Consider the following 16,814-nt stretch of genomic DNA (forward strand, 5'->3'; position numbering starts at 1 on the left):
TGCATCGTAAGACCTTGTGCTACTCGAAGTCAGTGGAGATGCTCAGTCATTCGATTCGCTTGTTACTGCACTACCTCAAATTTCGAGATGTGCCCATTCCAGTCTAATTCATCCTCTCATTCAGCAATGCCCGTTATTTTAGTTTATTAATCAGCATACTCTTGGGAATTATAGTTCTGGGTGTATCAATAAGTCTTTTTACTTTAGCAAGGACAAAAGAGCAGAAAATTAATACGGTTGTCGCAGAAGAAGTCAAAGCACAAACAGTTGCTCTTAGGAAAGAACAAGAAGAAGCCTTAAGAGCGTTTCAAGAAGCTCGGCAAAGGAAGCAGTCTGCTGAACTTGAACAGAGATTAGCTGAGGAACAACTGAAGGAAGCTAGGGCAGAAGTTCAGGTAGCCTTAACTAAATTGGAGGGTGCCAAGATAGAACAACAAGCGATTCAACAAACCCTTCTTCTTGCTCAAGAGAGAGAGAAGGTTGCTCAAACTCAAACACGACAGGCACAGGCTAAGGCAGTAAAGCAGGTAACAATTGCAGAGATGCAGGTAACAATCGCAAAAGAGAAAGTAGCTGACGCAGAACAGCAGTTGTTACAAATTAAAAAGGAGATAGAAGCAATTCAAAAGCTTCAAGTCACGAAGATTGCCTATAGTCCTGAAGGAAAACTTATTTCGAGTGTAGGCATAGATGGAACGGCTCGTTTATGGGATCAACAAGGAAATTTGATCACCGAGTTACGAAGCGCCGAGGGGAAAATCATTAGTATGGCGTTCAGCCCTGATGCAAAGCTTGTTGCAACTGCAGGAACAGATGGATCGGCACGCTTGTGGAATCAACAAGGAAGACAGGTACTAGCTCTTAAGGGTCACGAAGCAGAAGTTACTGGAGTTGCATTCAGTCCAGATGGACGTACGATCGTAACAGCTAGTCGAGATAAAACTGTTCGGTTGTGGACCTATCAAGGTAAGTTATTAAACATTCTGCGGGGCCATCAAGCAGGAATTAGTAGTATTATCTTTAGCCCTGATGGCCAATACATTTGCTCTGCTAGTGAAGATGGTTCAATTAAGCTTTGGAATATTCAAGGAGAAGAAATGTTTTATCAGCACTCAAACTAAAAACACCTGTCAGCTTTGGTTTGAGTTTGCTTAACTAAAGGTAAAAATTATGGCCTCCACCCTACTCGTATACCAGGATCAGACTTTCTACAATCGCACCTCTTCTTCAGGCATCTAAAATTCGAGATAGGATACAGGCAAACTTTGTAGAGGTTTAAGTTTTTCTGAGCCTGTCTCTTGAAGAGTTCGATGCCATTATTGCCAAAATTGCCGTAGGAGAAGCTGATCAAGCAGAGATTAGTGCTCTGCGATGTGCCCTGGCTGCGAATGAGCTATCAAACCAACACTTGGGAAAGTACAACATCAATATTAGGCAGGGTCAGAATGTCCGGATTGGTGACAACCTCTACTTTCCAGAACTGACTGATGAGGCAATTCAAGCGATCTTTCACCACATCTTTCGAAAACTGCAATCCACTGTTCAACCTGATTCATCTCCTACCAAGTCTGTTGATGAACTGGTGCAAGAAGTGCGATCGCGCTCTGAAATTGAATTGACTCTTTCAGGAAATGCAGTGTTTAGAAGTAGCTTTGGGCAAGGCTTTCAAAAATTGTTCAACCGTTTTATTACAAAAGTGGGTTGGACAATCGTCGAAAATGGAGCAAATTGTCCAACTATTTTTTTGCAGTATTCAAAATCTGAACGAAGAGATCGACATTACAGGCGATGAAATTGTCCAACTGCTTTATTACTCGACACCAATAAGAAGGGGATTGTACGAGAGCTATTTGGAGATGAGGCGGCGATCGCGGTTGTTGATCTACCCAGTAATCTTGGTCGTCTTGCCTCGGCATTACCACCTGGTAGCCAATATACGGTTGAACGTCTAATCAATAACCATACGCTCCTTCCATTCTTCGCGCCTTTCCTGCATCCCGAACAGGCTCAACAACTTTGGGCTGATATGGGAGGGGCACGAGGACCTGCAATTAAAATGCGGTCTGGCATCATGGCAAGTACGGTTCAACCTCCAGAGTGGCTCAGGTTTTGTCCCCTTTGTGTACAGGAAGATACACAGAACTTTGGAGAGTGCTACTGGCATCGTCTTCACCAACTACCGGGAGTCGAGGTTTGCCCTGACCACAACGTTCGTCTGCTCGATAGCGAAGTTCGGGTTCAGAATCCTCAAATTCGTCATGAGTTTGTTTCAGCAGAGCAGAGAATTCAACTGCCTCAGTCACGCTCTTTCAGCCTGTTGAACTCTCACCATAGAATCCTACTGAAGATAGCTCAGGATGCCACTTGGCTGTTACAACAGACAGCCTCCCCACCTGGACTAGATATTCTATTGAAACGGTATCGTCAGCTTCTTACGGAGCAGGGTCTTGCTACCTATAGCGGTAGAGTACGAGTGAGCGAAGTACTCAGGGATTTTCGTCAGTTCTATCCAAATAATCTTCTACAAAGCCTTCAGTGCGGAATTGATTCTGAAAGTCAGCATAGCTGGCTATTTCGGCTAGTACGATCGCCGAAGGGCTCTCAGCACCCCCTACGTCACCTGTTGCTCATGCAATTTCTTGGGCATACGGCTGAGTCTTTTTTCCAGCTTCCCCATCAGTTCAAGCCTTTCGGTGAAGGACCCTGGATGTGTTTAAATAGGGTGGCTGACCACTTTCAGCAAAATGTGATTTATAGATGTGAAATTACATATAGCCGAGAGAATGGTAAACCAATAGGTACGTTCAGATGCTCCTGTGGATTTACCTATGCTCGCACTGGACCAGACAAATCCGAGGAAGATCAATTCCGAATTAGTAAAATTCGAGCATTTGGCCCGATTTGGGAGCAAGTATTAAAGGCGTTGTGGCAGGATTCGTCAATTAGTTTACGCGGGATTGCTCGTCAACTGGGAGTAGATGCCGCTACAGTTAAACTTCATGCAGCAGCGCTAGAGCTGAAGTTTCCCCGTCAGGCGAAACGACAAAGCAATCGAATGAAAAGAAGGTTGTCTGACGCTCAAACTAGGGAAACAGTCTCTCCGAAGTTGCCTTTCAAAAGCTACCGAACAGAATGGTTAATCATAAGAACAGAACATCCTGATGCAGGACGTTCTGCGCTCAGGAAGCAGTTTCGGCGAGTTTACACGTGGCTGCAACGGAATGATTCGGAGTGGCTAGAAGCTCATCTGCCTCCACGTCTGCAAAAAACTATTCCAGTTATCCGGGTCGATTGGGAAAATCGAGATGCTGAACTGGCTGAAGCCGTTGAAGTGGCAGTTCGTCATCTGCAAGAAAAACTAGGAAAGCCCAAGCGGATTACAATCGCAGCAATTGCACGTGAGCTAGGACAGCTTGCCGTAATCCAGAAACATTTGCATAAACTCCCTTTAACTGCACAGATTCTAAATCAAAAAACTGAGACGAGAGAGGCATTTGCTTTGAGACGAATTGAATGGGTTCGGGAATGCTATGAGAAAGAGCAAATCTGCCTACAAAGATGGCAAGTGGGTCGTCGAGCCGGTTTGAGACCGGATGTCGAAGCCCTGCCAGCGGTTCAGGATGCTCTGACAGCAGTAGTAGAGAACCTGTATCAAAAGCAAGCGTCAGCATGGGGACATTTAAGGACTGGACGTTTCAATCAGGAGAAAAAGTTGCGTTCTGGTGGATGAGGTCGCCTCGTCTTGATCCAGTCAATCGCTCATGGATAGCCACTGCTATTTTTCGTCGCTTATCAGGAGAGTGTCAGGAAATAGACTTTCCGTGGAGGGAGTTTTGGCGAACTCGCCAAGGCTGGATCTATCGAGATGGACGAATTAACACATGGCTTCAAGATCTTACACAATTTAGGATCGAGCGTCGGAAAATTAAACTTGCTGAAGCACCAAAGACGATACTACTGAGTGCTCAAGAGGCTTTGGATACTAATCATAATTTGATTCAAGGGGCTAAGAATTTATCCGAATTTTGTATCGAGTTACGAGTTGACCAGCTAGTTTTGGTGATTCCAGTGCTTGTTCTGATCCGGAGCTTGACACCCAGTAGACACTTAGCTTTTGGAATACTGGAACCAAATTATCCAGAACGAATCATGACGGGGTGGGAAGTTGAAAAGGATACACTTTATCTCAACTTCTCAGATGAGGTTCCTCATTCCTCACGTACAAAACCATTTGTTAAAACGATTGCAGAACTTCTTTATGACACTTTATTTAGAAGAATTTGGGATAGTGTTTATCGCAATCGGATTCTAGATCGCGCAAATATCACTTTTTGAGTTGGGGAGTTGAAATTCCACTCAAAATGGAATTTCCAGAGTGCTCAGCCCTAGTTGTTCAGGGTGTACGTTATAGATCGGTCGAGTTTATCGATGAATTAATTTACACAGAGAGATTCCTGGTGCAGGATATATTGCTTCAACGCAAGACTGTATCTCTACCATTTATGCAGATAGAAGTAAGGCATCCTAAATTGAGCAGTGTCAGAATTTACAAGTATTAAGTAATCCGAGTCTCTAATGAAGGCGCATCGATCATTTAAGATAATCGCTAGCGATTATCGAACTCTAGTTAACTATCTCAACGATCGCTTTCACTAATTTCTCCGGATCTACAGGTTTAGAAATATGCCGCTGAAATCCAGAAGAAAGTGCCTGCTGACGATCGTACTCTCCAGCATAGGCAGTCAGAGCGATTGCTGGTATCCCTCCTCCTGCTTCGGGAGATCGTTCTCGAATCTGTCGCATCAGTGCATAGCCATCCATTTCCGGCATCCCAATATCCGAGAGTAAAACATCAGGAACAGAGTGAGCCAGCGTTAACAATGCGTCTGCTGCGGAACTGGCAACTGTTACCTGAGCACCATGCTGCTCTAGGATGAATTCTGCCAAATCGCGCATGTCAGCTTCATCGTCCACAACGAGAATGTGCAGCCCGGTTAAATCCTCAATTTGAATTCGCGATTCTCTGGTTGTAGAGCTTTCTGTTGCAACAGTGGCAATGGGTAAGCGAACGGTGAATGTTGCTCCCAATCCTTCTCCTGGACTGTCTGCCTGAATTGTTCCACCATGCAGTTCCACAATTTGACGCGCGATCGCAAGTCCTAATCCCAATCCCCCAAACTGACGAGTCGTGCTGCTATCCGCTTGGCGGAAGTATTCAAACACATGGGGTAGAAAGTCTGAATGGATGCCTCTGCCTGTGTCAATCACCTGAATGTGAACGTGCTGGTCGAACTCCTCCATCCCAATGATGACTTGTCCTTCATTCGGTGTGAATTTGATTGCATTTGAGAGTAGATTCCACAGAACTTGTTGCAATCGATTAGCATCTCCCAATATAGATTTCGGGTATTCTTGCAACCGAGTTTGAATCTGAATCGATTTGGCAGAAGCCGCAAGTTGTACGGTTTCGATCGCGCTGTGAATGACAGTGATTAAGTTGACTGGCACAATGTTGAAACTGAGTTTTCCTCGTAACATCCGAGAGATATCTAGCAAGTCTTCAATGAGCTGTGCCTGCAGTTTGGCGTTCCGTTCAATAGTTGCTAATGCTTGATCGACCTTATCAGGTTTTAGCTGTCCGGCTCGTAGAATTTTTGTCCAGCCCAAAATCGGATTAAGGGGCGATCGTAGTTCGTGAGAGAGCACGGCTAAAAACTCATCTTTCACCCGGTTTGCTTGTTCTGCTTCGGTTCTTGAAGTGCGTTCTGCCTCATACAACTGGGCACGGGAAATGGCTTGGGCACACTGACGACTGAGGGCAAGAATAAACTCACGATCCTCCTGGCTCAACTGCTTGAACTCCTTAAAGCTCAGCAACATTCCACCGATTGACTTGCCTTCCACCACCAAAGGAAGTGCCATCCAGGATTGAAAATCATACCGACTGTAAATCTCAGCGAGATGGGGATAGCGAGCAATGCGCTCTAACAACGTTTCTACCCAAACTGGCTGCGCGGTTCGGACGGCTTCTGCTAGGGGAACATCTGTGTTGATCGAAAACTTGCGCCAAGACTTTACTAAGTCTGCTTGATAGCCGAGCGATTTCACAATCTCAAGTTCTGTCCTATCCTTACTCACTAGAACTACCAGTGCTGCCGCTGCTTTTAGGACTGCCATACTCTGTTCGACGATAACCTCTATCACTTGTTCAGGTGTGAGGGATTCTGAAAGTGCGGCTGTCACCTCTTGTAGACGGGCAATACGATCAGCGGCTGAAAGTGCGTCCTGCTTTGCCTGCTGAGCCATGTGGTAAAGACGAGCATTATCAATTGCGATCGCTGCACGACGCGCTAAATCTTTAGCTAGATCCAGATCTTCCATACTGTACTGGCGATTTGATTCGGCAAAAACAAAGGAAAGGCTGCCAAGCACTCGTCCACGAGCTTGCAACGGCGTTATAATGCAAGACTTCAAGCCTAATTCTCGTATGATTTTCAAATAGTCAGGAATTGGGACACTCGCTGCAAGTTGCTCATCCGTAATCTCAATCGCAATTTCACTTTGCCCAGTTTTCATCACTTGAGAGATACCATACCCATCTTCCAAGTGCCTCGGAAAGCGCTTTGCTACCTCCCATGCAAACTTAACCTTATCAGGATCAGCATGAGCAACTGCAACGCGGCTAATAGAACCGTCATGATTTAATAAATCAACACCACACCAATCTGCGAAACAAGGAACAGCTAGGCGTGCGACACTCTGGAGCGTTTGTTCATAATCTAGCGATGATGCCAGGAGTGTGCTGGCTTCCGCGAGAAAGGTTGATCGTCGCAAATCTGCTTCTGCCTCTAAACGGGCAGTTTGCTCCTGTATCTGCCGCCGCAACAATTGAACTCGTTCGATTTCTATTTGCTTGCGTTCTGTAATTTCCTTATTAATTCCAATGAGAAACAGAGGATTCCCTGCTTTGTCATACACCGTTTTGGCTGTAGTTTCGATCGGGACTTCTGAGCCATCCTTTCGCAAACAGGGAATTTCACCATGAAATTCGCCAGTTTCTTGAATCGACTGCATCATTTGAGCGGTCATTGCCGCTTTAACATCGGGGCGGTGAACGAAACTGACAGGCTGACCAACCGCCTCCGCAGCCGTATAGCCAAAAATCTGCTCCGCATTCCCGAGCCAGCGTTGAATCTTTCCCTCCAAGTCAGTTAATAGAATTGCGTCAGGCATTTGTTGTAGAGCAATCTCCGAAATCAGACGCTCTGCCTCAGCTTCTTTGAGATCGGTGATATCGAAAAAGGAACAAACCACTGCATAAGGAGTTGCATCATTGGCTTGAAATAGCGGACGGGTATTGATCGAAATCCAGGTCAGTGTGCCATTAGGCTTGCGAATTCCCATGATTACGTTAGACTGAGGCTCTCCAGTTCGCAGCGTGATCATCGCTGGATGCAGTTCCCCGGGAAACGGAGAACCATCTTCATAGATCGCACACCAGCGCGGATCAAGAGAGGAACGCCCCATCATTTGATCGGCAGTTAGACCTAAGATTCTTTCAGCGCTGGCATTGCAGGTCGTGATCCTACCGTCCCTGTGCTGAAACACGATTCCTTCGGCTGCTGTTTCAATTACCAAACGATAGCGTTCTTCTGATTCTCGCAGAATCGCATCTGCTTGCTTACGCTCTGTAATGTCGCTGATGGCAGCAATTACATTGGTTATGCTTCCTTCTGCATTGAGCAATGGAGAAGCGTTGATCGATAAGATAATTTTCGTGCCATCGGAATGAGCGATCGCGTGTTCAACTTGATAAATCGGCTTCCCGGTTTGCATCACCTGCACAAACGGCAAATCTTCTTCGGGAAAGGGTTGTCCATCTACCGTTGTAATTGACCAAGACAAGTCATTGTACGTCCGTTCAGTCAGGTTACTACGAGTGAGTCTTAAAATCTGTTCTGCGGTGGGATTGGCACTAACAATCTGTCCCATCTGGTCAAGAATGACAATTCCATCTGGAATCGTCTGAAAAATGCTAGTTAATTGAGCTTCCCTTTCCCGTAAAGCCTTTTCAATCTGTTCCTTTCGCAAGGTCACTTCGATTTCCTTGCGTTCAGTAATGTCCTGGAAATAAGCAAAAACATTTCCTGTAGCAGGCAGGAGGCGTACTGCAAGCCAACGATTCAACACCGCATAAAATGCTTCAAATTCAACAGCCTGTTGCTCGACTATCGGCTGGTGGAAGTGCTGATGGAGTGGAGAAAGGGCATCAACCCGAAAAACATCCCACACCGTTTTACCGAGCAGGTGGGAGCGTTCAACTCCCAATATCTGTTCTGCTTTGCGGTTGAGATAGGTGCAGCACCCCATTGAGTCCAGCACAAAAAATGCCTCTATCATGTTCTCCACAACGACAGCAAATTGTGCCTCAGCCATCTGAAGTGGCATCTGTGCTAATGATGCCAGAGGCTGGGGAAGATCGCCGTTTAGATTAGCCGAGTTGAGTTCCATGAGTGCTTCTATCGATTCAATACAAGAAATTATTTAACTAACGACTAAGCTGGCGATCGCTAAAATGAGATGATCCGGTTCAATCGGTTTCGAGAGATGCTTTTGAAACCCGGCAGCGAGAGCCTGTTGCTGATTTATTTCTCCAGCAAAAGCAGTGAGCGCGATCGCTGGGATAGATCCGCCCTGCTCTGGCGGCAAGGCTCGAATCTGACGAATCAGCATATACCCATCGGTGTCTGGCATTCCAATATCACTGAGTAAGAGACTGGCTTGAGACTGCATTAATGTTGCCAATGCTTCAGTTGCTGAGGCAGTTATTATAACCCTCGCGCCTGCTTGCTCTAGGACAAAGGCAACAAACTCACGAGTGTCCACGTCGTCATCCACAACCAGAATCTGAAGCCCGTTAAGCTTGTTAGATTCTAAGAGTTGAATCTCTTCATTCACTATGGATTGCGTAGACATCAGCGGGAGTCTCACCGTAAAAGTTGCGCCTAGCCCTTCCCCTGGACTTTCTGCTTGAACCGTGCCCCCGTGCAGTTCAACGAGATGACGGACGATCGCAAGTCCTAATCCTAATCCGCCAAACTGTCGAGTCGTGCTGCTATCCGCCTGACGAAAATACTCAAACACATGAGGCAAGAAATCTGGGCGAATCCCCTGCCCGTTGTCGCTAACCTGAATCTGAGCGTAGGCTTCGACCCGCGTGAGTCGAACTTCGATACGACCACCAGACGGTGTGAACTTGATCGCATTCGAGAGCAAATTCCACACGACTTGTTGTAGACGATTGGCATCGCCGTTAACTTGCCCAACCTTCGAGTTCAAAATTGTCTGAATTTGAATGCCTTTTGCTTCAGCGGATAATCGCACTGTTTCGAGGGCGGCTTCGATCGTCGTCACTAAGTTCACAGGAAAAGAATTCAATCCCAGTTTGCCTTGCAGAATCCGAGAGACATCGAGCAAGTCTTCAATTAGTTGAGCCTGAAGTTTGGCATTGCGCTCGATTGTTTCTAGAGCGCGATCGGCAGCCTGTGGCTCAAAGGGGCGAGTGCGTAGCAGCCTTGTCCAACCTAAAATCGGATTGAGAGGGGTTCTTAATTCATGAGACAGCACTGCGAGAAATTCATCTTTAATGCGGTTCGCGGTTTCTGCCTGCTCACGGGCAATCTGTTCTCGCCTCAGCAGTTGTTCACGTTCTACCTCTATAGCTTTGCGCTCTGTCACATCAATCGTCGCGCCTAGCATTCGCACTGGGCTGCCTTGTTGGTCAAAAATCACGCCTCCTTTGGTCGAGAGCCAGCGAATTTCACCAGTGGGATGGACAGCCCGAAGTTCAATTTCATAGCCTGACCCATCCTTTAGAGCCTGCTGGATAGCTTCTGACACTTTTGCCTGATCCTCAGGATGAATTAGTTCAGCAAAATCCTCGACTTTGCCGCTAAAGGTTCCGGGCGCTAAGCCATGAAACTGATAGATTTGCTCCGACCACGTGATGTGATTATTCGCAATATCCCAATCCCAAATCCCTGATTGACCCACTAATAATGCTAAACGCAGCCGTTCTTCGCTCTGGCATAAGGATTCTTCTGCCTGCTTGCGATTCGTGATGTCAAAAAGAACTCCGATCGAGCGAACTGCCCGTCCCGCTTGATCGTAAGTAAAGTTTCCTAGCCCAGCTAACCAAGCGATCTGCCCGTTATCTGCTCGAATTACCCGATACTCAGCCTCATAGAGCGTGCGATCTTGCCGTGCCTGCTGCCATGCCTGAATCACTCGCTCCAGGTCATCTGGATGAATGCGATCGCTCCACATCTCCTCGCTTGCTTCCCCAGTTGCAACAGGCTCATAGCCCATCATCGTAAAGTGGTGTTCTGACCAGATAGCTTTTCCGGTATTCAGGTCTACATCCCACGTGCCCATCTGAGCGCCTTCCGTTGCCAATCGCAACCGTTCTTCGCTCTGGCGCAGGGCTGCTTCTGCCCGCTTGTAGTCCGTTACGTCAGTGGCTACGGCAAGCACTGTTGTGATCTGCGCTCCTTGGACTAATTCAGGCACAAAGCGAGCCTGATACAACCGCATTTCGCCATTGATATTGGGAAACTCATATTTAATCGAGGAACTCTGTCCCGTTTCAAAGACCTGCTGTAGAGTGGCGTACCAGAATTGCGATCGCTCGTCTGTAAATCCCAGTTCAACGCCTGTTTTGCCGATGAACTGTTCTGGTAGGATTCCTAATGCCCGCTCAATGCTGGGGTTGATGTAGAGATAGCGGAGGTCACGATCGTAGCGAACGATAATATCCGGTGTATTCTCAACGACCGCACGGAACATCTGTTCACTCTCTCGTAATTCGTCTTCAACCTGTTTGCGATCGGTAATATCGTGAACTGTACCCACAACCTGATAGGCTCGTCCATCTGGCAACCGAGTCGAAACCGTGTTACGGCTCCACAGCCAACGCCACTCACCGTTCGCATGGCGCATCCGGTACTCATGATCAACAACCTCACCATCTTGTACCCGATTCAGCCGTTCGATCTGGCTTCCAAGGTTCGCAAAATCTTCAGGATGCATCAGTTGGGAAAAGAGCTGATCGCCAAATATCTGAATTTGTTCGGGTGTATAGCCTAGCAGTTCCCCAATTTGACGATTGACATAGACATTGCGCTGCTCCAGCACGTCATAAACATAGAGCGTTCCCGGTATTGCATCGGCAATCTGCTGAATGAACCGTTGGCTTTCCTGAAGTTGTAACTCAGCACGTTTACGATCGTCTTCGACGCGCACGCGTTCGCTAATGTCAGTTGTGCTACCAATAAGGCGTGTGGGGTTGCCGTCAGCATCTCGCTCTACGACTAAACACTGATCCAGAACATAAACATACTGATTGGACTTGTTGAGAATTCGATATTCAGAGGTAAAGTAATCGTCTTTCGTCAACGCAACAGATGCTCGCTCTTGAATGGGTAGTAAATCATCTGGATGAATGCGATCGTGCCACCATTTTCCCGTCGGTTCGGTTTCTTCCAACGAATAACCTAAAATCCGGGTTAACCCATCTGTTCGTTCAACTCGATCCCGTTCAATATCCCAGTCATAAATCAAGCAATTGACTGCCTTTGCTGCGAGTTGAAAGCGTTCATTCGCCGCTCTTAAATGTTCTTCACTCCCCCGGAGTGCCGCTTCAGTTTGCTTTCGCTCTATTCTTTCTTGGCTAAGTTGCTGCTGGAGTTGCTGAAGTTCCTGCTGACATTGGCTGTGAGACTGCTCCAGATCTCGCAGGCGTTGGCGAAGTGCGTTGATCTCGTCAAGATACGGATTCGTAGGAGTGCTAGGGTTGTTCATTGGGACAGGGAGCTTCAGGAGAGTGAGCGATAAAAGAGAAAAGTGTAAAAAACATTCTTGTTGTATTAATCAAGTCTGATGCACTAACTCAGCGATCGCTTGCACTAACGCCTCTGGATTAACTGGCTTGGAAAGATGCCACTGAAACCCAGCCGCTAAGGCTTGCCATTGATTCACATCACCGGCATAAGCCGTCAGTGCAATCGCTGGAATTTCTCCACCCTGTTCAGGGGGCAATTCTCGAACGCACTGTATCAGAGTATAACCATCTACTTCAGGCATCCCAATATCGGCAACAATCAAGTGTGGGTTTGATTGCCGGACCCTCTCTAGCGCCTCGGTTGCCCGAGATACGGAAATTACCGTTGCTCCTGCCTCTTCTAAGATAAATTGAACGAGTTCCAAGTTATCAACTTCATCATCAACCACCAGAACTTGGACACCTTGCAAATCCGTATCGCTCATCGGTACGGTCTCCTCTGAGGTTGAAGGGGATGTTGGCATTAGGGGAAGCATCACGGTAAACGTTGCCCCTTGTCCTTCGCCGGGGCTTTCTGCTTTGACTTGACCGCCATGTAACTCCACGAGATGACGCACGATCGCCAGTCCCAAGCCCAAGCCGCCAAATTTCCGGGTGCTTGCTCCATCCTCCTGGCGAAAATAATCAAATACGTAGGGTAGGAAATGAGCAGGAATACCTTTACCGTTATCGCGAACAGTAATTTCAGCATGATTGTTTGCCGCTGCTAGTATCACCTCGACTCGACCGCCTGTGGGCGTGAACTTCACTGCGTTGGACAGCAAATTCCAAACGACTTGCTGGAGGCGAGTTGAATCGCCCAAAACGTGCCCAACTTCAGTCTCTAGATTCGCCTTGATCGTGATCGATTTCGCTTCGGCGGCGAGTTGCACCGTCTCGATCGCGGCTCGGATCGTCGATGCTAAGGGAATTGGATTCACGCTCAGACTCAGTTTTCCTTGCAGAATTCGGGAAACATCCAGTAAATCTTCAATGAGTTCCGATTGCAGCTTGGCATTGCGCTCGATCGTCGTAATCGCCTGGACGGTTCTAGTTGCATCCAGATTGCCAGTTTTCAATAGCTTTGCCCAACCGAGAATGGGATTCAAGGGCGATCGAAGCTCGTGGGACAAGACGGCGAGAAATTCATCTTTCAGGCGATTCGCTGTTTCCGCTTGTTCTCGTGCTATTTTTTCGCGTGCCAGTAATCGTTCTCGCTCTTGTTCCGCTTGTTTTCGCTCTGTAATATTTTCAGCAAAAATGATGATGCCACCAATTTCGTTTTCACGGACGTACCAAGGCAGAATTTCCCAATGCAACCAAATGCCAGAGTTATCGTGACGGGGGTAGTAATCTTCTTCACACCGTTCGGTTGCTCCCGCAAGACAGCGTAGATGTACCTGCCGCCATTGATCGGGAATATCAGGCATCACTTCATAGTGAGAAAGCCCTTCCAAATTCGTGTAGTCTGGGGCGTATTCTTGCATCCAGCGGCGGCTTGCAGAGATATAGTGCATCTGTCGATCGAACATGGCAACCGCAGCTGGAGTGTGTTCAATAAACATTTGCAGCGTCTGATTCGTTGCCTGTTCGCGAGCTAAGAGTTGTTCGCGTTCTTGTTCTGCCCGTTTACGCTCAGTGATATCCTGCACAACGCCTAACATTCCAAGAACTCGCCCTGAGGTATCATATTGAGCACGTCCTTTAGCAGCGATCCATCGCTGTGTGCCATCAGCAAGAGTTACTCGGTACTCAATGTCATAGTCATTGTGTTCGCTGACTGCCTGTTCGACAGCAATTCTTGCTTTTTCCTGATCTTCTTCGTGCAGCCGTTGTCGCAACTGTGTCCAGGTTAAATTTGCGCTAGGTTGAAGGTCGAAGATTTCGCACGCCTGCTGGGAGAAAGTAACGAGATCGGTTGACGCATTCCAACTCCAGTCTCCCAGCTTGGCGGCGGTCAGAGCAAGACTAAGCCTCTCTGCACTGGCTCGGAGCGCTTCCTCATATTTTTTGCGATCGCTAATATCACTAATCAATGCCACAAATCCCGTAACGCGCTGCTGCTTATCAAATTGAGGAATATAGTTAGCACTGATGTAGCGGGTTTCACCGTCCTGATAGGAAACCTGGCTTTCAAACGTCGTTGTTTGACCAGACAGGGCTTGCTCAACATAGGGTCGAATTGCTGCATATGCCCCTTCACCTAACACTTCCCAAAGGTGCTTGCCTTGAATCTCATCTGACGACCGCCCAAACCAGTCTTCGTAGCGTTGACTATTGAAGCGGTAACGTTGCTCGGCATCGACAAACGAAATCAGCACAGGAACAGTGTTAGTAATAACGCGCAATTCTTCCTCACGCTGCCGCAGAGAAGTTTCGGCTTGAATGCGATCGGTAATGTCAACAGACATCCCTCCTAGATAGCGCTGACCTGATGCAATCTGAATAGGAAATTTAAATGCCATAAAGTGCCGTTCTTGCTCGCCAAATGGTACCGTTTCGAGAAACTGAATCGCTTCGTTTCTCTCTAAGACGGCTGCATCATTGGCACGAATTTGGCTGATCGAGCCTAACGGAAACCAGTCGAAATCAGTATTGCCGATTAGTTCAGTAGCTGGACGATCAAACAATTGTTCAATCAAGGCATTGACATAAACATACTGCCCGGATTCGTGTTTGATGTAAGCGGCAACTGGGCTATGGGTCATGAAGCTATGGAACAATGCTTGGCTTTCGTGCAACGCTGCTTCGGTTCGCTTGCGCTCCATAAATTGCCCAATTTGTCTCCCGATGGCTGCCATCAACTGAAGCAAGTCTTCATCAGGTTCTTGGGTACGATCGCTAAAACACTCAATCACCCCAAAGAATTCATCACCGAGCAAAATTGGAAACCCAAATGCAGAGCGTAATCCTGCTTCCAGTGCTTCTGCCACTCTGGGAAAATCTTGGTCTTGCGTTAAATCCGAAATCCAAACTGGCTGTTGCTCTCTCCAAATCCGCCCTGGAAGACCGATTCCAGGTGCAAATGAGGCGCGTTGATTCGCTTCAACAAACGATCGAGCATTGATCGTCGATTCCGACCAAGTATTGACGTGGCGGAGAACAGCATCGGCGCGATGTGCTCCACGAAACTCAGAAGGATCGTCACTCCAGATTACGCCCATTTGCCAACCGAGCGTTTCGCACAACGCTTGCAAAATCGTAGGAACCATCTCTACTAGCGTCGTTGCTTCAGCCAGAATCTTAGACACGGCATATTGAAGGGCTTTGCGCTGTTCTTCCTGTTTGCGATCGCTGATATCCCGCATGAATACCGAGATGCCTGACGCGGCTGGAAAAATGGATGCTTCGAGCCATCGGTTCACTGCTAGAGAAAACCCTTCACAATAAACCGTGACACGCTCGGTCATCGCTTTTTCAAACTGTTGAGTGAAAATCGTCCCCTGCTGAACATACTCTGGGAAAATTTCCTGCCACCGTTTGCCTAACAGCTCCGCCGGAGGTTTTCCTAATAATCGTGCAGCTTCTTGATTCACATAGGTATAGCGCCACTCTTGATCAAAGGCAATGAACGCATCAGTAATGCTCTCAAGAATGTTAGAAACCCGTTGATTCGCTGCTTTGAGTGATTCTTCAAACTGCTTGCGTTCCGTAATATCGAGCGTGACCCCAACCAGGCGAATTGGATTGCCATTGTCATCGTAAATCAAACCGCCTCGTGCAATCAGCCAATGTAAACTCCCGTCTGGGTAGAAACATCGTTCTTCAACTTCATAATCAGTGCGCTCCTCGATCGATCGTTGGATTGCGGTTTGAACACGATCTCGATCCTCTGGGTGCAGTGCAGCAAATAAGGTTTCATGAGTAAATTCAGCATCAGCAGGTAGCCCAAAGTTCGCTTTGCACTGATCAGAACAGGTGAGGACATTGGTCATCAAGTCATGCTGCCAGGAGCCAAGCTTTGCCGTGCGAAGGGCAATTTTCAGATGCTGCTCACGCTCTTGAAGGGTAGCTTCAATGCGTTTCTGCTCAGAAATATCGACAGCAACCCCACCCAGTAGTTTTTCTTCAATCTGATGATTGATCGGAAACTTGTATACCAGATAGTCTCCAGTACTTCCGTCAAGGCGAGGAGCACGCTCAATCGTCTCAATCACCGCTCCAGTTTCAAATACGCGCTGATTATTCTGTAAGAATTGTTCGGCTATTTCCGCCGGAAAGATTTCCGAGATGTGTTTTCCGACTGCATCTTCAGGGCAAGAAAAGAGTTTGAAGTAGGTGGGATTTAAGTACAGCAATCGTCCTGATTGATCAGCAATCCAGGATGCCGCAGGATTGTGGTTCATAAAGGCTTGAAACCGCAATTCACCCTCTCGCAGGGCGGCTTCTTTTTGCTTTCGTTGAGTAATGTCGATCGTCAGAATCGTAGTATTTGTGTCACACGGGCAAACTCGCAACTCAAACCAGCGTTGCCACTTCGAGCAAAAATACTCTAGCTGAACAGGTGTTTGCTCTGTCCTCGATCGCTGAAATTGTTGCTGAACTTCAAGGGTTGCCCATTCAGGACAAATATCCCAAATAATTTTGCCGACTGTATCTTCTTTTCGGACTCCAAACCATTCAGTTTGTTGGCGATTCAGGTCGGTTAAACGCCACTCCTGATCAAGAACAGCGATGCCATCAGAAAGGCATTCCCAAATGCTTTTCTCACCCATTGCCAGACTTGTTCCCTCTAAACTGCTCATCGCTGTTCTCACCCCCGGTTTACTAATGCTGCGGTTTCTTCAGAGTTGTAAAAAGTGCTAACTGCCCTCACAAGTTCTTCTTGCTCAACTGGCTTGGTCATATGCCGTTGAAATCCTGCTTGTAGGACTTGTTGCTGATCAATTTCTCCCGCATAAGCGGTCAAGGCGATCCACGACTGACACAATTTAGA

8 protein-coding genes are annotated in these 16,814 nt (G+C 47.3%); 4 read left to right on the forward strand and 4 right to left on the reverse strand.

The genetic code is table 11. The annotated features are described in order from the left end of the window. The 4 genes from H6F51_24800 to H6F51_24815 form a co-directional block, all read left to right on the forward strand. The coding region (locus tag H6F51_24800) for an IS1 family transposase (protein ID MBD1825691.1) at positions 1–107 on the forward strand (107 nt) is incomplete at its 5' end. Between the two features lie 54 nt (positions 108–161). Continuing rightward, complete coding sequence (locus H6F51_24805) at positions 162–1,121, forward strand: hypothetical protein (protein MBD1825692.1); 960 nt, start codon at positions 162–164, stop codon at positions 1,119–1,121. Positions 1,122–2,056: 935 nt separating this feature from the next. Continuing rightward, the gene (locus H6F51_24810) at positions 2,057–3,730 is read left to right on the forward strand and encodes a TniQ family protein (protein MBD1825693.1); all 1,674 of its coding nucleotides are present in this window, start codon (positions 2,057–2,059) and stop codon (positions 3,728–3,730) included. Next, a complete protein-coding gene (locus H6F51_24815) occupies positions 3,727–4,335 on the forward strand; it encodes a hypothetical protein (protein ID MBD1825694.1) in 609 nt (202 codons plus the stop codon). Before H6F51_24810 ends, H6F51_24815 begins: the two co-directional genes overlap by 4 nt. Before the next feature lie 288 nt (positions 4,336–4,623). On the opposite strand, the gene H6F51_24820 is transcribed toward H6F51_24815, so the two are convergent. The 4 genes from H6F51_24820 to H6F51_24835 form a co-directional block, all read right to left on the reverse strand. Continuing rightward, positions 4,624–8,511 carry a PAS domain S-box protein gene (locus tag H6F51_24820; GenBank protein MBD1825695.1) on the reverse strand — a complete coding sequence of 1,296 codons (3,888 nt, stop codon included), beginning with the start codon at positions 8,509–8,511 and terminating at the stop codon, positions 4,624–4,626. Positions 8,512–8,544: 33 nt separating this feature from the next. Beyond that, on the reverse strand, positions 8,545–11,859 hold the full coding sequence (locus H6F51_24825; protein MBD1825696.1) for a PAS domain-containing protein: 3,315 nt from the start codon (positions 11,857–11,859) through the stop codon (positions 8,545–8,547). 69 nt (positions 11,860–11,928) lie between these two features. Then, positions 11,929–16,623 (reverse strand): PAS domain-containing protein, encoded by a 4,695-nt coding sequence (locus H6F51_24830; GenBank protein MBD1825697.1) that lies wholly within the window; start codon positions 16,621–16,623, stop codon positions 11,929–11,931. A gap of 8 nt (positions 16,624–16,631) precedes the next feature. Further along, positions 16,632–16,808: a hypothetical protein gene (locus H6F51_24835; GenBank protein MBD1825698.1), complete on the reverse strand. Its 177-nt coding sequence runs from the start codon at positions 16,806–16,808 to the stop codon at positions 16,632–16,634. Between the last annotated feature and the right edge of the window lie 6 nt (positions 16,809–16,814).

Source organism: Cyanobacteria bacterium FACHB-DQ100, assembly GCA_014695195.1.
GTDB lineage: Bacteria > Cyanobacteriota > Cyanobacteriia > Leptolyngbyales > Leptolyngbyaceae > Leptolyngbya.